16 protein-coding genes, 1 tRNA gene and 1 pseudogene are annotated in these 20,521 nt (G+C 57.8%); 15 read left to right on the forward strand and 3 right to left on the reverse strand.

Annotated features, from left to right (window positions below):
• Window positions 1-9: 9 nt before the first annotated feature.
• Window positions 10-596, reverse strand: a pseudogene (locus RBH10_RS13085) (histidine phosphatase family protein).
• Between RBH10_RS13085 and RBH10_RS13090 the strand changes: the two are divergent.
• From RBH10_RS13090 to rpoC, 10 genes are all read left to right on the forward strand, one after another.
• The gene (locus RBH10_RS13090) at window positions 537-764 is read left to right on the forward strand and encodes a hypothetical protein (protein ID WP_306180642.1); all 228 of its coding nucleotides are present in this window, start codon (window positions 537-539) and stop codon (window positions 762-764) included. The pseudogene RBH10_RS13085 and the gene RBH10_RS13090 overlap by 60 nt on opposite strands.
• A gap of 25 nt (window positions 765-789) precedes the next feature.
• Window positions 790-865 (forward strand) — tRNA-Trp (locus RBH10_RS13095).
• Window positions 866-1,049: 184 nt separating this feature from the next.
• Window positions 1,050-1,250 (forward strand): preprotein translocase subunit SecE, encoded by a 201-nt coding sequence (gene secE / locus RBH10_RS13100; protein WP_003507689.1) that lies wholly within the window; start codon window positions 1,050-1,052, stop codon window positions 1,248-1,250.
• Between the two features lie 24 nt (window positions 1,251-1,274).
• The gene (gene nusG, locus RBH10_RS13105; protein WP_045017056.1) at window positions 1,275-1,805 is read left to right on the forward strand and encodes a transcription termination/antitermination protein NusG; all 531 of its coding nucleotides are present in this window, start codon (window positions 1,275-1,277) and stop codon (window positions 1,803-1,805) included.
• 144 nt (window positions 1,806-1,949) lie between these two features.
• Window positions 1,950-2,381 carry a 50S ribosomal protein L11 gene (rplK, locus tag RBH10_RS13110; protein ID WP_045017058.1) on the forward strand — a complete coding sequence of 144 codons (432 nt, stop codon included), beginning with the start codon at window positions 1,950-1,952 and terminating at the stop codon, window positions 2,379-2,381.
• A gap of 2 nt (window positions 2,382-2,383) precedes the next feature.
• A complete protein-coding gene (rplA, locus tag RBH10_RS13115; protein ID WP_045017060.1) occupies window positions 2,384-3,079 on the forward strand; it encodes a 50S ribosomal protein L1 in 696 nt (231 codons plus the stop codon).
• Between the two features lie 355 nt (window positions 3,080-3,434).
• Entirely contained in the window at window positions 3,435-3,953 is a 519-nt protein-coding gene (gene rplJ / locus RBH10_RS13120) for a 50S ribosomal protein L10 (RefSeq protein ID WP_003507705.1), read from the forward strand.
• A gap of 58 nt (window positions 3,954-4,011) precedes the next feature.
• Entirely contained in the window at window positions 4,012-4,386 is a 375-nt protein-coding gene (gene rplL, locus RBH10_RS13125) for a 50S ribosomal protein L7/L12 (RefSeq protein WP_045017062.1), read from the forward strand.
• Between the two features lie 262 nt (window positions 4,387-4,648).
• A complete protein-coding gene (rpoB, locus tag RBH10_RS13130; protein ID WP_045017063.1) occupies window positions 4,649-8,785 on the forward strand; it encodes a DNA-directed RNA polymerase subunit beta in 4,137 nt (1,378 codons plus the stop codon).
• A gap of 180 nt (window positions 8,786-8,965) precedes the next feature.
• Window positions 8,966-13,171, forward strand: coding sequence for a DNA-directed RNA polymerase subunit beta' (gene rpoC / locus RBH10_RS13135; RefSeq protein WP_045017064.1), 4,206 nt, complete (start codon window positions 8,966-8,968; stop codon window positions 13,169-13,171).
• Between the two features lie 134 nt (window positions 13,172-13,305).
• Here the strand turns inward: rpoC and RBH10_RS13140 are convergent, their stop codons facing one another.
• Together RBH10_RS13140 and RBH10_RS13145 are read right to left on the reverse strand one after the other, a co-directional pair.
• On the reverse strand, window positions 13,306-14,391 hold the full coding sequence (locus RBH10_RS13140) for a helix-turn-helix transcriptional regulator (protein WP_281036899.1): 1,086 nt from the start codon (window positions 14,389-14,391) through the stop codon (window positions 13,306-13,308).
• Between the two features lie 269 nt (window positions 14,392-14,660).
• The gene (locus RBH10_RS13145; protein WP_045017066.1) at window positions 14,661-14,954 is read right to left on the reverse strand and encodes a hypothetical protein; all 294 of its coding nucleotides are present in this window, start codon (window positions 14,952-14,954) and stop codon (window positions 14,661-14,663) included.
• A gap of 529 nt (window positions 14,955-15,483) precedes the next feature.
• Between RBH10_RS13145 and rpsL the strand changes: the two genes are divergently transcribed.
• The 5 genes from rpsL (at window position 15,484) to rpsJ (ending at window position 20,401) form a co-directional block, all read left to right on the forward strand.
• Window positions 15,484-15,855: a 30S ribosomal protein S12 gene (gene rpsL, locus RBH10_RS13150; protein WP_003507760.1), complete on the forward strand. Its 372-nt coding sequence runs from the start codon at window positions 15,484-15,486 to the stop codon at window positions 15,853-15,855.
• A gap of 77 nt (window positions 15,856-15,932) precedes the next feature.
• Complete coding sequence (gene rpsG, locus RBH10_RS13155; RefSeq protein ID WP_003507761.1) at window positions 15,933-16,403, forward strand: 30S ribosomal protein S7; 471 nt, start codon at window positions 15,933-15,935, stop codon at window positions 16,401-16,403.
• A 34-nt stretch (window positions 16,404-16,437) separates the two neighbouring features.
• Window positions 16,438-18,537: an elongation factor G gene (gene fusA, locus RBH10_RS13160; protein WP_045017067.1), complete on the forward strand. Its 2,100-nt coding sequence runs from the start codon at window positions 16,438-16,440 to the stop codon at window positions 18,535-18,537.
• Between the two features lie 66 nt (window positions 18,538-18,603).
• Window positions 18,604-19,779, forward strand: a complete 1,176-nt coding sequence (tuf, locus tag RBH10_RS13165; RefSeq protein WP_174373528.1) for an elongation factor Tu — start codon at window positions 18,604-18,606, stop codon at window positions 19,777-19,779.
• A 313-nt stretch (window positions 19,780-20,092) separates the two neighbouring features.
• Window positions 20,093-20,401 (forward strand): 30S ribosomal protein S10, encoded by a 309-nt coding sequence (gene rpsJ, locus RBH10_RS13170; RefSeq protein WP_003507767.1) that lies wholly within the window; start codon window positions 20,093-20,095, stop codon window positions 20,399-20,401.
• Window positions 20,402-20,521 lie beyond the last annotated feature (120 nt).

Here is a 20,521-nt window from a genome sequence, read left to right on the forward strand (position 1 = left end):
CGAAAAGGCTCAGCAGTCGATCCGCACGATGTCGCCGTCGTTCAGATGGAAGAACGCGTCCTGTGGCACATCGAGGCGCAGTGCTACTTCTTTCGAAAGGTTCGCATAAACGCCGCGCAATATACGGCTCGTTATGCCGTGGCAGATGACGATCGCATCGCGGGCCTGCCTCTGCCTGATCGTCTCCAGACTGCGGGCCACACGGCCCGTCATTCTTTCGAAGGTTTCGCCACCGGGTGCGTGAAAAAACCATTCGTGCTGATCCAGCCCGTCGCGCATGCCGGGATATTCCTGATCGATCTCGTAATCCGTCAGGCCGTCCCATGCGCCCATGCCGATTTCCATCAGGCCGGGATCGAGGGTGATGCCGTCGATCATGCCGATCTCGCCCGCGACGATCTCGCAGGTCTGCCTTGCCCGCCCGAGCGGACTTGAGAAAATATGCACCTCATCGGTTCTGGTCAACGCGGCGAGTCTCTGTCCCATGCGCATCGCCTGTTGCCGCCCAAGTTCCGTCAGGGGCGATCGACCTGACCTTGCCAGCGGCGGGCGGCGTTAAATTCGGTCTGGCCGTGGCGGACGAGATAAATACTCATGGGCTTTCCTGCAAAGTGTGTGTGGAAGATCAAGGAAATAAGGAGTGTGCGGTGGCGGGGCAGGCGTGGTGTCGGCGTATTTTGCCAGACTATGTGAAAAAACAAAAAACAGACTTGCCATTCTTTTCCGTGCGCCTTAAAGGAACGCATACCGAAGCGGCCAAGTGATTTTCTTGGTCGTCTACGGTGTTAAAGGGGTATAGCTCAGTTGGTAGAGCGGCGGTCTCCAAAACCGCAGGTCGTAAGTTCGAGCCTTACTGCCCCTGCCACTTTCCATTCGCAAGCGCGGTCATCGCTGCATGGCAGATGGGTGCCGGTTTTCCGGCGAATTTCGCCGAATGTCGATTTCCTCTTGTTAAAAGGGGAATCGACGTTTATGTAAGGTCAAAACAGACACGCGGTGCGTGGGGCTGATTAGTTCGGCTTTACGCGCCGTAATTGCGTGGGCAGTCAATGGCATCCAAAACCAATCCGTTTACGTTTCTGCAGCAGGTTCGCGCCGAAGCGTCTAAAATCACATGGCCGTCTCGCCGCGAGACCATGATTTCGACGGCAATGGTGCTGGTGATGGTCATTTTTGCGGCTCTGTTCTTCTTTGCTGCTGACCAGCTCATCGGCTGGGTGCTTAGCCTCGTGCTGAACGTCGGCCGGTAACGGATTGAACGGAGAATAAAAAAAATGGCAGCGCGCTGGTATATCGTTCACGCATATTCGAATTTCGAAAAGAAGGTCGCTGAGTCGATCGAAGAGAAGGCCCGTCAGAAGGGTCTTTCTCATCTTTTCGAGAAAATCCTCGTGCCGACCGAAAAGGTTGTCGAGGTGCGTCGTGGCCGTAAGGTCGACAGCGAGCGCAAGTTCTTTCCGGGTTACGTGCTGGTGCGCGCCAACCTGACGGATGAGGCCTATCACCTCATCAAGAACACGCCGAAGGTGACCGGCTTCCTCGGTTCGGACAATAAGCCTGTTCCGATTCCGGATTATGAAGCTGATCGTATTCTCGGTCAGGTTCAGGAAGGTGTCGAGCGTCCGAAGTCTTCGGTTTCGTTCGAGATCGGCGAACAGGTTCGCGTTTCCGATGGTCCGTTCGCGTCGTTCAACGGCGTTGTTCAGGATGTCGACGAAGAGCGTTCGCGCCTGAAGGTGGAAGTTTCGATTTTCGGCCGCGCTACGCCGGTCGAGCTGGAATACAGTCAGGTCGAGAAGGTCTGACTGGAGGGGTGAAACCCCAATCGCGTGGAAGGCAAACGGGCTCCCATAGCCGGGGCAGGGCGCTGCACCACGCAACCGCAGCCGCCGGAGAGATCCGGCCCAAGAGAGACCGGGAAACCGGTTTGAATTGAAAGGCAGAGAGAAATGGCTAAGAAAGTTATGGGCCAGCTCAAGCTGCAGGTGAAGGCAGGGTCGGCTAATCCGTCCCCGCCGATCGGTCCTGCACTTGGTCAGCGTGGCATCAACATCATGGAATTCTGCAAGGCGTTCAATGCCGCCACGCAGGAAATGGAAAAGGGTATGCCGATCCCGGTCGTCATCACCTATTACCAGGACAAGTCCTTCACCTTCGTCATGAAGCAGCCGCCGATGACCTATTGGTTGAAGAAGGAAGCAAAGATCACCGCTGGCTCCAAGACGCCCGGCAAGGGTGCTTCGGTTGGTTCCATCACTAAGGCTCAGGTCAAGACGATCGCTGAAGCCAAGATGAAGGATCTGAATGCTGCCGATATCGAAGGCGCAATGGCAATGGTTGAGGGCTCTGCCCGCGCCATGGGCCTGGAAGTGGTAGGTTGATCATGGCCAAGGTAGCAAAGCGTATTCAGAAGATCCGCGAAGGCGTGGATCCCAACAAGCTCTACGTTCTCACCGACGCCATTTCGATGGTCAAGGAACGTGCAATCGCCAAGTTTGACGAAACCGTTGAAGTTTCGATGAACCTCGGCGTTGACCCGCGTCATGCGGACCAGATGGTTCGCGGCGTTGTCAACCTGCCGAACGGCACGGGCCGTGACGTTCGCGTCGCCGTTTTCGCCCGTGGCGCCAAGGCTGATGAAGCCACGGCTGCTGGCGCTGACGTTGTTGGTGCGGAAGAACTGGTTGAAATCGTTCAGGGCGGCAAGATCGACTTCGATCGTTGCATCGCGACCCCGGACATGATGCCGCTCGTCGGCCGTCTCGGCAAGGTACTCGGCCCGCGTGGCATGATGCCGAACCCGAAGGTCGGTACGGTGACGATGGATGTTGCCGGCGCCGTCAAGGCGTCCAAGGGCGGCGCTGTCGAGTTCCGCGTCGAAAAGGCCGGTATCGTACACGCTGGCATTGGCAAGGCTTCGTTCGACGCCAAGGCTCTTGAAGAAAACATCAAGGCTTTCGCCGATGCGGTCATCAAGGCAAAGCCGACGGGTGCCAAGGGCAACTACGTCAAGCGCGTTGCCATTTCCTCGACCATGGGTCCGGGCGTCAAGATCGACCCTTCGTCGGTTTCGGCTTAATCAATTCTCGCGCTCCCTTGGGGGAGTGTGAATAAAAGAATTTCCGGCTCTCAGGGAGCCGGAGATTTCCGGGGAAACCCGGAACTCCTGTCCGAGATTGCGGGTGGCCATGTCCTTCGGGGTTTGGCCTTAATCATTCAACCTGCATGAGACGGGTGAGGCTGGATTTGAGGCATCGCAGATGTCTGACTGTCCGGTTCGAACCTGGTGTGCCTGTGCCTGAAGCCGTTTGCGGCGACAGAGCGGGGGACAGGATCCTCGAGCGTCGCTCGGGATCTTTGTAAAAAGGTCCCTTGGGGCAAAGGCAAACCCGACGGGTTCACACTTATGTGGCCCCGTCTACTGGAGACAGACAGTGGAAAGAGCGGAAAAACGCGAATTCGTCACGGAGCTGAACGAAGTCTTCAAGGCTTCCGGTTCGGTTGTCGTGGCCCACTATGCTGGTGTCACCGTTGCGCAAATGAACGACTTCCGTTCGAAAATGCGCGCTGCCGGAGGCACCGTCAAGGTCGCGAAGAACCGCCTGGCCAAGATCGCTCTTCAGGGCACGGAGTCGGAAGGGATGACAAATCTCTTCAAGGGCCAGACGCTGATTGCATACAGCGTCGACCCTATGATCGCTCCGAAAGTCGTCATGGATTTCGCGAAGACCAACGATAAAGTCGTTGTTCTCGGCGGTTCCATGGGCGCAACCACGCTCAACGCCGAAGCAGTCAAGTCGCTTGCGACCCTGCCTTCGCTGGACGAGCTTCGCGCAAAGCTGCTGGGCCTTCTCAATGCCCCGGCAACTCGCGTCGCTACGGTTGTCGCAGCACCTGCAAGCCAGCTTGCACGCGTGTTTTCGGCTTACGCCAAGAAGGACGAAGCCGCTTAAGGCGGTTTTTCGCTGTAAATATTCTAACCGGTTCGAACCGAATTAAAGGAACTGAAACATGACTGATCTCGCAAAGATCGTAGACGACCTCTCCGCATTGACCGTTCTGGAAGCTGCAGAACTGTCCAAGCTTCTTGAAGAAAAGTGGGGCGTTTCCGCTGCTGCTCCGGTAGCTGTTGCTGCTGCTGCTGGCGGTGCTGCTGCTGTTGTTGAAGAAGAAAAGACTGAATTTGACGTTGTCCTGGTTGACGCTGGCGCCAACAAGATCAACGTCATCAAGGAAGTCCGCGCTATCACGGGTCTCGGCCTGAAGGAAGCTAAGGACCTCGTTGAAGGCGCACCGAAGGCTGTCAAGGAAGCTGTTTCCAAGGCTGAAGCTGCTGATCTCAAGAAGAAGCTTGAAGACGCAGGCGCCAAGGTCGACGTTAAGTAATCTTGCGATTGCTTGCGGGGGAGGCTGTCTCAGCCTTCCCCGTCTGTCCTCGTTATCCAACTTATTACCCAAAAGCCGCGTGAAAATGGCTTTTGGGTAATGGGTTCTTCAAGAGAATGGTTCCGAACCGGCTCATCTAGGCAATCCGGCCTGATCGATCCGGGATGTGGAACGAGATTGATGATACCCATTGCTTGACGGGATCGACTGGCCATCGGTTCCCGTCCGTTGCAGGCCCGGATGCAATTTTAAAGGAGCGACGATGGCTCAGACCATTTCGTTTAACGGTCGCAGGCGCGTACGCAAGTTTTTCGGCAAAATTCCAGAAGTAGCGGAAATGCCGAACCTCATTGAGGTTCAGAAGGCTTCGTATGACCAGTTTCTCATGGTTGACGAGCCCAAGGGTGGCCGTCCCGACGAGGGATTGAATGCCGTATTCAAATCCGTATTCCCGATCACCGATTTTTCCGGCGCGTCCATGCTCGAATTCGTATCCTACGAATTCGAAGCGCCGAAGTTCGACGTCGAGGAATGCCGTCAGCGCGATCTGACCTACGCAGCGCCGCTGAAAGTGACGCTGCGCCTCATCGTATTCGATATCGACGAGGATACAGGCGCGAAGTCCATTAAGGACATCAAGGAACAGTCCGTCTACATGGGCGACATGCCGCTCATGACCAATAACGGCACGTTCATCGTCAACGGTACAGAGCGCGTCATCGTTTCGCAGATGCACCGTTCGCCGGGCGTATTCTTCGACCACGACAAGGGCAAGAGCCATTCTTCCGGCAAGCTTCTGTTCGCTGCCCGCGTGATTCCGTATCGCGGTTCCTGGCTCGACATCGAGTTCGACGCCAAGGACATCGTCTACGCGCGTATCGACCGCCGCCGCAAGCTGCCCGTGACCTCGCTCCTGATGGCGCTTGGCATGGATGGCGAAGAAATCCTGTCGACCTTCTACACAAAGGCTTCCTACGAGCGCTCCGGCGATGGCTGGCGCATTCCGTTCCAGCCTGAAACGCTGAAGAATGCCAAGGTCATCACCGACATGATCGACGCCGATACCGGCGAAGTCGTTGTCGAAGGTGGCAAGAAGCTGACCCCGCGTCTTATCCGCCAGCTCGTCGACAAGGGCCTGAAGGCACTGAAGGCGACTGACGAAGACCTCTACGGCAACTTCCTTGCCGAAGACATCGTCAACTACTCGACGGGTGAGATCTATCTCGAAGCCGGCGACGAAATCGACGAGAAGACGCTCGGCCTCATTCTGCAGTCCGGCTTTGACGAGATTCCGGTCCTCAACATCGACCACGTCAATGTTGGCGCCTATATCCGCAACACGCTGCATGCGGACAAGAACCAGAACCGCCAGGAAGCACTGTTCGACATCTACCGCGTCATGCGTCCGGGTGAGCCGCCGACCATGGATTCGGCTGAAGCGATGTTCAACTCGCTGTTCTTCGATGCCGAACGTTACGATCTTTCGGCTGTTGGCCGCGTGAAGATGAACATGCGTCTCGACCTCGACGCGGAAGACACCGTGCGCACGCTGCGCAAGGAAGACATCCTCGCTGTCGTCAAGATGCTGGTCGAACTGCGCGACGGCAAGGGCGAAATCGACGACATCGACAACCTCGGCAACCGCCGTGTACGTTCGGTCGGCGAGCTGATGGAAAACCAGTACCGCCTCGGCCTTCTGCGCATGGAACGTGCGATCAAGGAACGTATGTCCTCGATCGAAATCGACACCGTGATGCCGCAGGACCTGATCAACGCGAAGCCGGCAGCTGCTGCTGTTCGCGAATTCTTCGGTTCCTCGCAGCTGTCGCAGTTCATGGACCAGGTGAACCCGCTTTCGGAAATCACCCACAAGCGCCGTCTTTCGGCTCTTGGACCGGGTGGTCTGACCCGTGAGCGCGCCGGCTTCGAAGTCCGCGACGTTCACCCGACCCACTACGGCCGTATTTGCCCGATCGAAACGCCGGAAGGCCCGAACATCGGTCTGATCAACTCGCTTGCCACCTTTGCCCGCGTCAACAAGTACGGCTTCATCGAAAGCCCGTACCGCAAGATCATCGACGGCAAGGTGACGACCGACGTTATCTACCTCTCCGCCATGGAAGAGGCCAAGTACTACGTCGCACAGGCCAATGCTGAACTCGATGGCGAAGGCGCCTTCACTGAAGAGTTCGTCGTTTGCCGTCACTCGGGCGAAGTTATGCTCGCACCGCGCGACAACATCAACCTGATGGACGTTTCGCCGAAGCAGCTCGTTTCGGTTGCGGCGGCTCTCATTCCGTTCCTGGAAAACGACGACGCCAACCGCGCTCTCATGGGCTCGAACATGCAGCGTCAGGCCGTTCCGCTTCTGCGGGCGGAAGCGCCGTTCGTCGGCACAGGCATGGAACCGATCGTTGCCCGTGACTCCGGCGCTGCCATCGCGGCTCGCCGCGGCGGTGTTGTCGACCAGGTGGATGCGACCCGTATCGTTATCCGTGCTACGGAAGAACTCGATGCCGGCAAGTCGGGCGTCGATATCTACCGTCTGCAGAAGTTCCAGCGTTCGAACCAGAACACCTGCGTCAACCAGCGTCCGCTGGTCTCCGTCGGCGATGTCATCTCCAAGAGCGACATCATCGCGGACGGCCCGTCGACCGACCTCGGCGATCTGGCACTTGGCCGCAACGCGCTCGTCGCGTTCATGCCCTGGAACGGCTACAACTACGAAGACTCGATCCTGATGTCGGAACGTATCGTTTCCGACGACGTGTTCACCTCCATCCACATCGAAGAATTCGAAGTGATGGCGCGTGATACGAAGCTTGGTCCGGAAGAAATCACGCGCGACATTCCGAACGTTTCGGAAGAAGCGCTGAAGAACCTCGACGAAGCCGGTATCGTTTACATCGGTGCGGAAGTTCAGCCGGGCGACATCCTCGTCGGCAAGATCACGCCGAAGGGCGAAAGCCCGATGACGCCGGAAGAAAAGCTTCTGCGCGCCATCTTCGGTGAAAAGGCTTCCGACGTTCGCGACACCTCCATGCGTATGCCTCCGGGCACGTTTGGTACCGTTGTGGAAGTCCGCGTCTTCAACCGTCACGGTGTGGAGAAGGACGAGCGCGCGATGGCAATCGAGCGCGAAGAGATCGAACGTCTGGCGAAGGACCGCGACGACGAACAGGCAATTCTTGACCGTAACGTCTACGGCCGCCTGATCGACATGTTGCGTGGTCATGTTTCCATCGCCGGTCCGAAGGGCTTCAAGAAGGGCGTCGAGCTTTCCAACGCCGTCGTCTCCGAATATCCCCGCTCGCAGTGGTGGATGTTCGCGGTCGAGGACGAAAAGGCTCAGTCCGAACTGGAAGCGCTTCGCGGCCAGTACGACGAATCCAAGTCGCGCCTTGAACAGCGCTTCATGGACAAGGTCGAAAAGGTCCAGCGCGGCGATGAAATGCCTCCGGGCGTCATGAAGATGGTCAAGGTCTTTGTTGCTGTGAAGCGCAAGATCCAGCCGGGCGACAAGATGGCCGGCCGTCACGGTAACAAGGGCGTCGTCTCGCGTATCGTTCCGGTCGAAGACATGCCGTTCCTCGAAGACGGCACGCATGTCGACATCTGCTTGAACCCGCTTGGCGTGCCTTCGCGCATGAACGTCGGCCAGATCCTCGAAACCCACCTCGCATGGGCATGCGCTGGTATGGGCAAGAAGATCGGCGAGATGCTCGAAGAGTATCACAAGACGCTGGACATCAGCGAGCTTCGCACGGAGCTTACCGAAATCTATGCGAGTGAATCGCATGATGAGGTACAGCGCTTTGACGATGCGTCGCTGGTCAAGCTTGCCGAAGAAGCCAAGCGCGGTGTTTCCATCGCGACCCCGGTCTTCGACGGTGCGCATGAGCCAGACGTTGCCGCGATGCTGAAGAGGGCAGGTCTGCAGGAATCCGGTCAGTCCGTTCTTTATGACGGTCGTACCGGTGAGCAGTTCGACCGCCAGGTCACCGTCGGCTACATGTACATGATCAAGCTGAACCACCTTGTTGACGACAAGATCCACGCTCGCTCGATCGGTCCTTACTCGCTCGTTACCCAGCAGCCGCTGGGCGGCAAGGCGCAGTTCGGCGGACAGCGCTTCGGGGAAATGGAAGTCTGGGCACTGGAAGCATACGGCGCGGCTTACACGCTGCAGGAAATGCTTACCGTCAAGTCGGACGACGTGGCGGGCCGCACCAAGGTCTACGAAGCGATCGTCCGTGGCGACGACACCTTCGAGGCCGGTATCCCCGAGAGCTTCAACGTTCTCGTCAAGGAAATGCGGTCGCTCGGTCTTTCGGTCGAACTGGAGAACTCGAAGGTCGAGAACCAGTCCGAGGATCAGCTGCCCGACGCAGCGGAATAAAATTGAGAGAGGTGGGCGCCTTTTAGGCGCCTGCCGGTTCCCCGGCGACCTGCGGTTGCCGAGGGACACTTTCGCCGCATTGTGCGGTTAATCCGTATTTAAAGCTCTGGACGGTGACCCGGGAAGAAGCCGGTCCGGATGCAAACAGGGGCAGCAGCTAGCCTCTCAAGGAGACAAGGCATGAACCAAGAGGTCATGAATCTTTTCAATCCTCAGGTGCCTGCGCAGCATTTCGATTCCATCCGGATTTCGATTGCTTCGCCGGAAAAAATCCTGTCGTGGTCCTACGGCGAGATCAAGAAGCCGGAAACCATCAACTATCGTACGTTCAAGCCGGAACGCGATGGTCTTTTCTGCGCGCGTATTTTCGGACCGATCAAGGACTACGAGTGCCTGTGCGGCAAGTACAAGCGCATGAAGTACAAGGGCATCATCTGCGAAAAGTGCGGCGTTGAAGTGACGCTGTCGCGCGTTCGCCGTGAGCGCATGGGCCATATCGAGCTCGCAGCTCCCGTTGCCCATATCTGGTTCCTGAAGTCGCTTCCCTCGCGTATCTCGACCTTGCTCGACATGACGCTGAAGGATGTCGAACGCGTTCTCTATTTCGAAAACTACATCGTCACCGAACCGGGCCTCACCTCGATGAAGCAGAACCAGCTTCTGTCCGAGGAAGAGTACATGATCGCCGTTGACGAATTCGGCGAAGACCAGTTCACCGCCATGATCGGCGCTGAAGCCATCTACGAGATGCTGGCTTCGATGAACCTCGAAAAGATCGCCGGCGACCTGCGCGCCGAGCTTGCCGAGACGACGTCGGATCTCAAGCAGAAGAAGTACATGAAGCGTCTCAAGATCGTTGAGAACTTCATGGAATCCGGCAACCGCCCGGAATGGATGATCATGAAGGTCGTTCCGGTTATCCCGCCGGACCTGCGTCCGCTGGTTCCGCTGGATGGCGGTCGTTTCGCGACGTCCGACCTTAACGATCTCTATCGCCGCGTCATCAACCGTAACAACCGTCTGAAGCGCCTGATCGAGCTTCGCGCGCCTGGTATCATCATCCGCAACGAAAAGCGTATGTTGCAGGAATCCGTCGATGCGCTGTTCGACAACGGCCGTCGCGGTCGCGTCATCACGGGTGCCAACAAGCGCCCGCTGAAGTCGCTGTCCGACATGCTGAAGGGCAAGCAGGGCCGCTTCCGCCAGAACCTTCTCGGCAAGCGCGTCGACTATTCCGGACGTTCGGTCATCGTGACCGGTCCGGAACTGAAGCTGCACCAGTGCGGCCTGCCGAAGAAGATGGCGCTCGAGCTGTTCAAGCCGTTCATCTACGCCCGCCTCGACGCCAAGGGTTACTCCTCGACCGTCAAGCAGGCCAAGAAGCTGGTTGAAAAGGAAAAGCCGGAAGTTTGGGATATCCTCGACGAGGTCATCCGCGAACATCCGGTTCTCCTGAACCGCGCACCGACGCTGCACCGTCTGGGTATCCAGGCTTTCGAACCCATGCTGGTCGAAGGCAAGGCAATTCAGCTGCATCCGCTCGTCTGCACGGCCTTCAACGCCGACTTCGACGGTGACCAGATGGCCGTTCACGTGCCGCTGTCGCTCGAAGCCCAGCTTGAAGCCCGCGTGCTGATGATGTCGACCAACAACATCCTGCATCCGGCAAACGGCCATCCGATCATCGTTCCTTCGCAGGACATGGTTCTCGGCCTGTATTACCTGTCGATCATGAACCAGAATGAGCCGGGCGAAGGCATGGCCTTCTCGGACATCGGTGAATTGCATCACGCGCTTGAAAACAAGGTCGTGACGCTGCATGCCAAGATCCGTGGTCGCTTCAAGACCGTGGATGCCGATGGCAAGCCGGTTTCGAAGATCCATGAAACGACCCCTGGCCGTATGCTGATTGGCGAACTTCTGCCGAAGAACGTCAACGTGCCTTTCGACGTCTGCAACCAGGAAATGACCAAGAAGAACATCTCCAAGATGATCGACACGGTCTACCGTCATTGTGGCCAGAAAGACACGGTCATCTTCTGCGACCGCATCATGCAGCTCGGCTTTGCTCACGCTTGCCGCGCCGGCATTTCGTTCGGCAAGGACGACATGGTCATTCCGGACAGCAAGGTTAAGATCGTCGGTGACACCGAAGCCTTGGTGAAGGAATACGAACAGCAGTATAACGACGGTCTCATCACCCAGGGCGAAAAGTACAACAAGGTTGTCGACGCATGGGGCAAGGCAACCGAGAAGGTCGCCGAAGAAATGATGGCGCGCATCAAGGCTGTGGAATTCGACCCGGAAACGGGCCGCCAGAAGCCGATGAACTCCATCTACATGATGAGCCACTCCGGCGCCCGTGGTTCTCCGAACCAGATGCGTCAGCTGGGCGGCATGCGCGGCCTGATGGCCAAGCCTTCGGGCGAAATCATCGAGACGCCGATCATCTCGAACTTCAAGGAAGGCCTGACCGTTAACGAGTACTTCAACTCGACCCACGGTGCCCGTAAGGGTCTCGCAGACACCGCCTTGAAGACGGCGAACTCGGGTTACCTTACCCGCCGTCTCGTCGACGTGGCACAGGATTGCATCGTCAACTCCGTGGATTGCGGCACCGACAAGGGCCTCACCATGACCGCCATAGTCGATGCCGGTCAGGTCGTTGCCTCGCTCGGCGCACGTATCCTCGGCCGTACGGCTCTGGACGATATCGACAACCCGGTCACTGGCGAGAACATCGTCAAGGCCAGAACGTTGATCGACGAAGCCGACGTTGCCATCATCGAGAAGGCTGGCATCCAGTCCGTCCGTATCCGCTCGGCACTGACCTGCGAAGTGCAGGTCGGCGTTTGCGGCGTCTGCTACGGTCGTGACCTTGCTCGCGGTACTCCGGTCAACATGGGCGAAGCCGTTGGCGTCATCGCCGCACAGTCGATCGGTGAACCGGGCACGCAGCTCACCATGCGTACCTTCCACCTTGGCGGTACGGCAAACGTGGTCGACCAGTCGTTCCTGGAAGCTTCGTATGAAGGCACGATCCAGATCAAGAACCGCAACATCCTGCGGAACTCCGATGGCGTTCTCATCGCCATGGGCCGTAACATGTCGGTTACGATCCTTGATGAGCGCGGCGTGGAACGTTCCTCGCAGCGTGTCGCTTACGGTTCGAAGATCTTCGTTGACGACGGCGACAAGGTAAAACGCGGCCAGCGTCTTGCAGAGTGGGACCCCTACACCCGTCCGATGATGACGGAAGTGGAAGGTACCGTTCACTTCGAGGATCTCGTCGACGGTCTCTCCGTTCTGGAAGCCACCGACGAATCCACCGGCATCACCAAGCGCCAGGTTATCGACTGGCGTTCGACGCCGCGTGGTTCGGACCTCAAGCCTGCGATCATCATCAAGGATGCTTCGGGCGCTGTTGCCAAGCTTAGCCGCGGTGGCGAAGCTCGCTTCCACCTTTCCGTGGATGCGATCCTGTCGGTCGAGCCTGGTTCGAAGGTCTTCCAGGGTGACGTGCTTGCGCGTTCGCCGCTGGAAAGCGCCAAGACCAAGGACATCACCGGTGGTCTGCCGCGCGTTGCCGAACTGTTCGAAGCACGTCGTCCGAAGGATCACGCCGTCATCGCCGAGATCGATGGTACGATCCGCCTCGGTCGCGACTACAAGAACAAGCGTCGCGTGATGATCGAGCCTGCGGAAGACGGCGTCGAGCCGGTCGAATACCTGATCCCGAAGGGCAAGCCCTTCCATCTTCAGGAAGGCGACTACATCGAGAAGGGCGAATACATTCTCGACGGCAACCCGGCACCGCACGACATTCTGGCGATCAAGGGCGTGGAGGCTTTGGCTTCCTACCTCGTGAACGAAATCCAGGAAGTCTACCGACTGCAGGGCGTTGTGATCAACGACAAGCACATCGAAGTGATCGTTCGCCAGATGCTGCAGAAGGTTGAGATCACCGATGCGGGCGACAGCCACTACATCGTTGGCGACAATGTCGATCGTATCGAGCTTGACGACAACAACGACCGCCTGATCGAAGAAGGCAAGAAGCCCGCTTACGGTGATCCGGTTCTTCTCGGCATCACCAAGGCGTCGCTGCAGACGCCGTCCTTCATCTCGGCCGCATCGTTCCAGGAAACCACCAAGGTTCTCACGGAAGCTGCGATCGCCGGCAAGACGGACACGCTGCAGGGCCTCAAGGAAAACGTCATCGTCGGCCGCCTCATCCCGGCCGGTACCGGCGGCACCATGACGCAGATCCGCCGCATCGCCACCTCGCGCGACGACCTCATCCTCGAGGAACGCCGCAAGGGTACGGGTGCTGGCTCTGCAACACAGATGCTGCAGGACATGACGGATCCGGCTCCGGCCGAATAAGGTCAGCTAAAGGGCAGGGGCTTTACGAAGCCCCGCCAAAGTTCAGTAAAACGCCCGGAGCAATCCGGGCGTTTTTTGTTTCGGGATGGTTCAAGGGGGGCGGGTCTTTCAGATTACCTGCCGCTTTGCGGGGCTCAGCCCTGTTCGCCGATGGTGTAGCGCGTCAAAACGGAAAGCCGGCGAACGAGATCGGTCTGGCCGGTGCTGCCGGTCTTTGCATAGATAGACTTGGCGTTGCTGCGAACCGTTTCATGGGAGATCTGGAGTTGCTTCGCCACGGAGGGAAGCGAAAGGCCTTTCAGGATTTCCTGAGCGACGCGGGCCTCACCCTTGGTGAGATCGTACAGCCCCTTCAGGAGCGACGTGGCGTCGGCAACAGTGTCCGACGGTTGCGATATCAGTACGATGGCGCTGCCGTTCGGGGATAAATCCAGTGCGTCCTTGCGCAGCGGTATGACATGAAGGATGCAGGCCCTGTCTTCGCAGGGCGGCAGGGGGAAGGAACTGACGCCGCCCCCGGCGAGCGCCTTGTAGAGCAGCCGGTTTAGTCTCTCGTCAAAGATCAAGATCCTGTCGCGGGCGCTGGTGGAAATACACTTTCTGGTCGTCTCAAACAGAGTGTTGGTGGAAAGAACACGTCCGCTCGCCTGGAGCACTGCCGCCGGCGCGCCGATGGCGTTGAGGCCAAGTGTCATGGCATTGGCCTTCTGGCGTTGCAGCCCTGTCGCGAGGGTGAGGCTACGGGCGATATGCGGCCTCAGCCAGGCGAGCGCCGCCATCGTCTCCGGTCCGATGATGCCGCTGTCGAGCTTGCGTTCGAACAACACCGTCATCTCAGGGTGGTCCGGTGGCGCGACCTGCGTCGCCACCCCATATCCCAGTCCGCGCGGCATGAGGAAATCACGCACGATCGGCAGCCCGGCCCATTCGTTATGGGTGAAAACATCGAAATCGTGCACGAAGGAAAACTGCCCCTCGCGGACAGCGCGGGTGAGGCGGTCATTGCGGTGGTTCCAGCCACCCTTCATGAAGGCTTGCATCAACTCCTGGAAATTGGCCGTATAGAGCCAGGCTTCATCCGCGCCCTTGCCCCAGGTAAGGGCACCGCCCCAGAAATCGAGCCGGTGGCCGATTGCGGCTATGACCTTCGCCCAACGGTCAGGGAAAAGCGCTGCCTCGTAGATGTCATCGATAATGTCTGCCGAAGATATATTATCCAACCCGCCACCGGAATCATGCGTCTGGACTACTATAATATTATATCTTTGAGTTATTCAATGGAAATGCAAATAATACTATTGTATCCAAAGTATATATTCTATGAGTGACTTAATATATTGAAAGTTTCGCCAAAGGGGTCAGGCGCGAACGGGCGACCGATACAGCGGGTTTCTGTAGTGGGATCGAGCCAGGGAAGACACCCGCCCTTGCGAGGTCGGGTGTCATTATGTCGGCGACGATGCGCTTCGCCGCCTTGGAGGGCCATGCCTCAGGCGAAACGGATGATGGCGACTTCGCCTTCGAGCGCGCCCTGATAGGCGGAAGCATGCGGTTCTTCATCCGGAACTTCGGTCAGCATGCCGATCTGGTCGAGGTCGGCTTCGATGAAGCCTTCCTCGGAAAGCGCGTTCAGCGTTTCGCGCACGGCGGTGTCGTCATCCGGCGCCCGCAGGATGACGTGGATGTCGATGCCTTCGGAATTGTCGTGCTCGTAAGCCTTGCCGATGACGATGAAGACCATCGGCTCGTCGCGTCCGTTGTCGTTGTCGGGGAGGGTGGTCATGACGCGGTTCCTTGATATGTCGTTGTGGAGTATGCGGGCCGGCCGGAATCGGTCTTGCGCGCGGCGGGGCCAGCTCCGGCCCGCTTGAGGGAATCAATAGACGGATTTTGTGAAAAGCCAAAGGTCGGAGGTCAAAATTGCTGCTGTCGGCGATGACTTATGTTAGAAGGAGGGGGAAATGGCCCGTGCGCAGGCTTTGTGGCCGCGGGTGCCAGCGCAAAATGTGAATTCGCCCTTGACGAAAGCTGGCTAAAACAGTAGTACGCCCGCCATCGGAGCCTCTATCTGTGCTGGCCGTTCGGAAACGTTTTTCCCGAACATCATCTCAATTGAAGCTTCATTGCACGTAGAAGACACGAATGTTGCACGCAAGACGCCTCATCCGGCGTCCTCTGCTCTTGGTGGTCCATCCGTGAAAACGGATCGGGCCACGTTTTGCGCATGAGGATATATGCGTGCTTCGTCGCCGGAAACGGCATAGCCGCCACCCGTGAGGGTGGCTAAAGTAGTTTTTGCAAGGGATGGTTATATGCCTACCGTAAACCAGCTGATCCGCAAGCCTCGCCAGGCACAGGTAAAGCGCAACAAGGTTCCTGCACTTCAGGAAAACCCGCAGAAGCGTGGCGTTTGCACCCGCGTTTACACGACGACCCCGAAGAAGCCGAACTCGGCTCTGCGTAAGGTTGCCAAGATCCGCCTCACCAACGGCTTCGAAGTCATCGGCTACATTCCGGGCGAAGGTCACAACCTTCAGGAACACTCCGTGGTCATGATCCGCGGCGGCCGCGTAAAGGACTTGCCGGGCGTGCGTTACCACATCATCCGCGGTGTTCTCGATACCCAGGGCGTCAAGAACCGCAAGCAGCGCCGTTCGAAGTACGGTGCGAAGCGTCCGAAGTAATTTTCGGCAACAACAATCAGGCGCTGCGCGAGGTTCTCCGCGTGGTTTAGCGTCAATAACATTGAGAGACAAAGAATATGTCCCGTCGCCATAGTGCAGAAAAGCGTGAGATCAACCCGGACCCGAAGTTCGGCGATCTGGTCGTCACCAAGTTCATGAATGCCATCATGCTTCACGGCAAGAAGTCTGTTGCGGAAAGCATCGTTTACGGCGCGTTCGACGTCGTTCAGGGCAAGACGAAGCAGGAGCCGCTCGGCGTGTTCCACTCCGCCCTCGACAACGTTGCTCCGCACGTTGAAGTACGTTCGCGTCGCGTTGGCGGTGCCACGTATCAGGTCCCGGTCGACGTTCGTCCGGAGCGCCGCCAGGCTCTCGCCATCCGCTGGCTGATCACTGCTGCTCGCAAGCGCAACGAAACGACCATGGTCGATCGCCTTTCCGGCGAACTCATGGACGCTGCGAACAACCGCGGTTCTGCTGTCAAGAAGCGTGAAGACACGCACAAGATGGCCGACGCAAACCGCGCATTCTCGCATTACCGCTGGTAATCTTAAACGGTCGCATATCGAAAGGCAGTCCATTATGGCTCGCGAATATAAAATCGAAGACTACCGCAATTTCGGTATCATGGCGCACATCGACGCCGGCAAGACCACGACCACCGAGCGTATTCTTTATTACACCGGTAAGTCGCACAAGATCGGTGAAGTCCATGATGGCGCTGCCACGATGGACTGGATGGAGCAGGAGCAGGAGCGTGGTATCACTATCACCTCCGCTGCAACCACGACCTTCTGGAAGGGTCGCGACGGCAAGATGCGCCGTTTCAACATCATCGACACCCCCGGCCACGTCGACTTCACCATTGAAGTCGAGCGTTCGCTGCGCGTTCTCGATGGTGCCATCGCTCTGCTCGACGCCAACGCCGGTGTAGAGCCGCAGACGGAAACCGTCTGGCGCCAGGCTGAGAAGTACAACGTTCCGCGTATGATCTTCTGCAACAAGATGGACAAGACCGGTGCTGACTTCTACCGCTCGGTAGAAATGATCAAGACCCGTCTCGGCGCCATCGCCGTTGTCATGCAGCTGCCGATCGGCGCTGAGACCGAGTTCAAGGGCGTTATCGACCTGATCGAGATGAATGCTCTCATCTGGCGCGACGAATCGCTCGGCGCTCAGTGGGACGTCGTTGAAATTCCGGAAGATATGAAGGCCAAGGCTGACGAATATCGCGAAAAGCTGATCGAGACGGTTGTTGAAGTCGACGAACAGGCGATGGAAGACTACCTGAACGGCATCATGCCCGACAACGACAAGATCCGTGCGCTCGTTCGCCGCGGCACCATCGACGTGAAGTTCCACCCGATGTTCTGCGGTACCGCGTTCAAGAACAAGGGCGTTCAGCCGCTTCTCGACGCCGTCGTCGACTACCTGCCTTCGCCGCTGGACATTCCGGCGATCAAGGGCATCGACTTCAAGACCGAAGCCGAGATCGAGCGTCATGCCGACGACAGCGAGCCGCTTTCCATGCTCGCGTTCAAGATCATGAACGACCCCTTCGTTGGTTCGCTGACCTTCGCCCGCATCTACTCCGGCAAGCTCGAAAAGGGTACGTCGGTCATCAACACGGTCAAGGACAAGCGCGAGCGCGTCGGCCGTATGCTGCAGATGCATTCCAACAGCCGTGAAGACATCGAAGAAGCCTTTGCCGGCGACATCGTTGCTCTGGCTGGCCTCAAGGAAACCACCACTGGCGATACGCTCTGCGATCCGCTGAAGCCGGTTATCCTCGAGCGCATGGAATTCCCCGAGCCGGTCATCCAGATCGCGATCGAGCCGAAGACCAAGGGCGACCAGGAAAAGATGGGCCTCGCGCTCAACCGTCTGGCTGCTGAAGATCCTTCGTTCCGCGTCAAGACGGATGAAGAGTCTGGTCAGACGATCATCGCAGGCATGGGTGAACTTCACCTCGACATCCTCGTTGACCGTATGCGTCGCGAGTTCAAGGTTGAAGCTACCGTCGGTGCTCCGCAGGTTGCCTACCGCGAAACCATCACGCGTCAGCACGAAGAAGACTACACGCACAAGAAGCAGTCCGGTGGTACCGGTCAGTTCGCTCGCGTGAAGATCATCTTCGAACCGAACCCTGAAGGCGAAGAATTCAAGTTCGAATCCAAGATCGTCGGTGGTGCTGTTCCGAAGGAATACATCCCGGGCGTTCAGAAGGGTATCGAAAGCGTTCTGTCTTCCGGTCCGCTCGCTGGCTTCCCGATGCTTGGTGTCAAGGCGACGCTGATCGACGGCGCATACCACGACGTTGACTCCTCGGTTCTGGCGTTCGAAATCGCATCGCGTGCCTGCTTCCGTGAAGCAGCAAAGAAGGCTGGTGCACAGCTTCTCGAGCCGATGATGAAGGTCGAAGTCGTGACCCCTGAAGATTACGTCGGTGACGTGATCGGCGATCTGAACTCGCGTCGCGGTCAGATCCAGGGTCAGGAATCGCGTGGCATCACCATCGTGATCAGCGCACACGTTCCGCTCGCGAACATGTTCAAGTACGTCGACAACCTGCGCTCCATGTCGCAGGGCCGCGCACAGTACTCGATGACGTTCGATCACTATTCGCCGGTTCCGTCTAACGTGGCGCAGGAAATCCAGGCAAAGTACTCCGGTCAGAAGTGATCGGGGTACGCCCCATCAGAGATTTGAAGATTATTCCCGTCAAGGGACAAGAATGGAGAGCCACTAATGGCAAAGAGCAAATTTGAGCGCAATAAGCCGCACGTCAACATTGGCACGATCGGTCACGTCGACCACGGCAAGACGTCGTTGACTGCTGCGATCACGAAGTATTTCGGCGAGTTCAAGGCGTATGACCAGATCGACGCTGCACCCGAAGAAAAGGCTCGCGGCATCACGATCTCGACGGCTCACGTCGAATACGAAACGCCTGCCCGTCACTACGCGCACGTCGACTGCCCCGGCCACGCCGACTACGTGAAGAACATGATCACCGGTGCTGCCCAGATGGACGGCGCGATCCTGGTTTGCTCCGCTGCTGACGGCCCGATGCCGCAGACCCGCGAGCACATCCTGCTCGCTCGCCAGGTTGGCGTTCCGGCAATCGTCGTGTTCCTCAACAAGGTCGACCAGGTTGACGACGCCGAGCTTCTCGAGCTCGTCGAACTGGAAGTTCGCGAACTTCTGTCGTCCTACGACTTCCCGGGCGACGACATTCCGATCGTCAAGGGTTCGGCACTTGCCGCTCTTGAAGATTCTGACAAGAAGATCGGTGAAGACGCAATCCGCGAGCTGATGGCCGCTGTTGACGCCTACATCCCGACGCCTGAGCGTCCGATCGACCAGCCGTTCCTGATGCCGATCGAAGACGTGTTCTCGATCTCCGGCCGTGGTACGGTTGTGACGGGTCGCGTTGAGCGCGGTATCGTCAAGGTTGGTGAAGAAGTCGAAATCGTCGGCATTCGTCCGACCTCGAAGACGACGGTTACCGGCGTTGAAATGTTCCGCAAGCTGCTCGATCAGGGCCAGGCTGGCGACAACATCGGTGCACTCGTTCGCGGCGTTACCCGTGACGGCGTTGAGCGTGGTCAGATCCTGTGCAAGCCGGGTTCGGTCAAGCCGCACAAGAAGTTCATGGCAGAAGCCTACATCCTGACGAAGGAAGAAGGCGGCCGTCATACGCCGTTCTTCACGAACTACCGTCCGCAGTTCTACTTCCGTACGACTGACGTGACCGGCATCGTGTCGCTTCCTGAAGGCACGGAAATGGTTATGCCTGGCGACAACGTCACGGTTGAAGTCGAGCTGATCGTTCCGATCGCGATGGAAGAAAAGCTGCGTTTCGCTATCCGCGAAGGCGGCCGTACCGTCGGCGCCGGCATCGTGGCCTCGATCGTCGAGTAATTTCGCGACGTTAAAATTCAGACCGGCGGCGGTGTTACAGACACCGCCGCCGGGCTTTTCGTAAAAAAGCCTGGCGGCGTTGCATTTTTAGTGCTTGAAAAATTCGGTGAAAGCGCGTAAACGCGCACTCACACTCACCCGCTGGATTCGCAAGCAATTGCGGAGCGCGGTGTTTTAGCAATACAGACTACTGAAATGATTGGGGTGTGACGCGCATCCCTCTCGATTTTTGAAAATCTGCGGCGCCACGATCAATAGAAGTTCATGTGTTTCCGCGTGCGGAAACGAATAACAAAGAACAAGGACAAGACGAATGAACGGCCAGAATATCCGTATCCGCCTCAAGGCGTTCGATCACCGGATCCTCGATGCCTCTACCCGTGAAATCGTGTCGACCGCAAAGCGCACCGGCGCCAGCGTTCGCGGCCCGGTTCCGCTGCCTACCCGCATCGAAAAGTTTACCGTCAACCGCTCTCCTCACGTTGACAAGAAGAGCCGTGAACAGTTCGAAATGCGGACGCACAAGCGTCTTCTCGATATCGTTGACCCCACCCCGCAGACTGTTGATGCTTTGATGAAGCTCGACCTCGCTGCCGGCGTTGACGTGGAAATCAAGCTCTAAGACTGGCCTGACCTCATCCAAGTGAGGGCCATATAACAAGGAAGGTACGTGGAGAAATCCAACGGCTTCCAATCCGGAGACCGGAAACATCGTGAGATGTCGAAGGGCACTCCTTAACAA

Source organism: Rhizobium sp. AN73 (genome assembly GCF_030757975.1).
In the GTDB taxonomy this organism is placed as follows: domain Bacteria; phylum Pseudomonadota; class Alphaproteobacteria; order Rhizobiales; family Rhizobiaceae; genus Agrobacterium; species Agrobacterium arsenijevicii.

Coding starts and splice junctions, on each gene's coding strand:
- secE (WP_003507689.1), top strand. CDS start 1,050: ATGGCATCCAAAACCAATCCGTTTACGTTTCTGCAGCAGGTTCGCGCC.
- nusG (WP_045017056.1), top strand. CDS start 1,275: ATGGCAGCGCGCTGGTATATCGTTCACGCATATTCGAATTTCGAAAAG.
- rplK (WP_045017058.1), top strand. CDS start 1,950: ATGGCTAAGAAAGTTATGGGCCAGCTCAAGCTGCAGGTGAAGGCAGGG.
- rplA (WP_045017060.1), top strand. CDS start 2,384: ATGGCCAAGGTAGCAAAGCGTATTCAGAAGATCCGCGAAGGCGTGGAT.
- rplL (WP_045017062.1), top strand. CDS start 4,012: ATGACTGATCTCGCAAAGATCGTAGACGACCTCTCCGCATTGACCGTT.
- rpoB (WP_045017063.1), top strand. CDS start 4,649: ATGGCTCAGACCATTTCGTTTAACGGTCGCAGGCGCGTACGCAAGTTT.
- rpoC (WP_045017064.1), top strand. CDS start 8,966: ATGAACCAAGAGGTCATGAATCTTTTCAATCCTCAGGTGCCTGCGCAG.
- RBH10_RS13145 (WP_045017066.1), bottom strand. CDS start 14,954: ATGACCACCCTCCCCGACAACGACAACGGACGCGACGAGCCGATGGTC.
- rpsL (WP_003507760.1), top strand. CDS start 15,484: ATGCCTACCGTAAACCAGCTGATCCGCAAGCCTCGCCAGGCACAGGTA.
- rpsG (WP_003507761.1), top strand. CDS start 15,933: ATGTCCCGTCGCCATAGTGCAGAAAAGCGTGAGATCAACCCGGACCCG.
- fusA (WP_045017067.1), top strand. CDS start 16,438: ATGGCTCGCGAATATAAAATCGAAGACTACCGCAATTTCGGTATCATG.
- tuf (WP_174373528.1), top strand. CDS start 18,604: ATGGCAAAGAGCAAATTTGAGCGCAATAAGCCGCACGTCAACATTGGC.
- rpsJ (WP_003507767.1), top strand. CDS start 20,093: ATGAACGGCCAGAATATCCGTATCCGCCTCAAGGCGTTCGATCACCGG.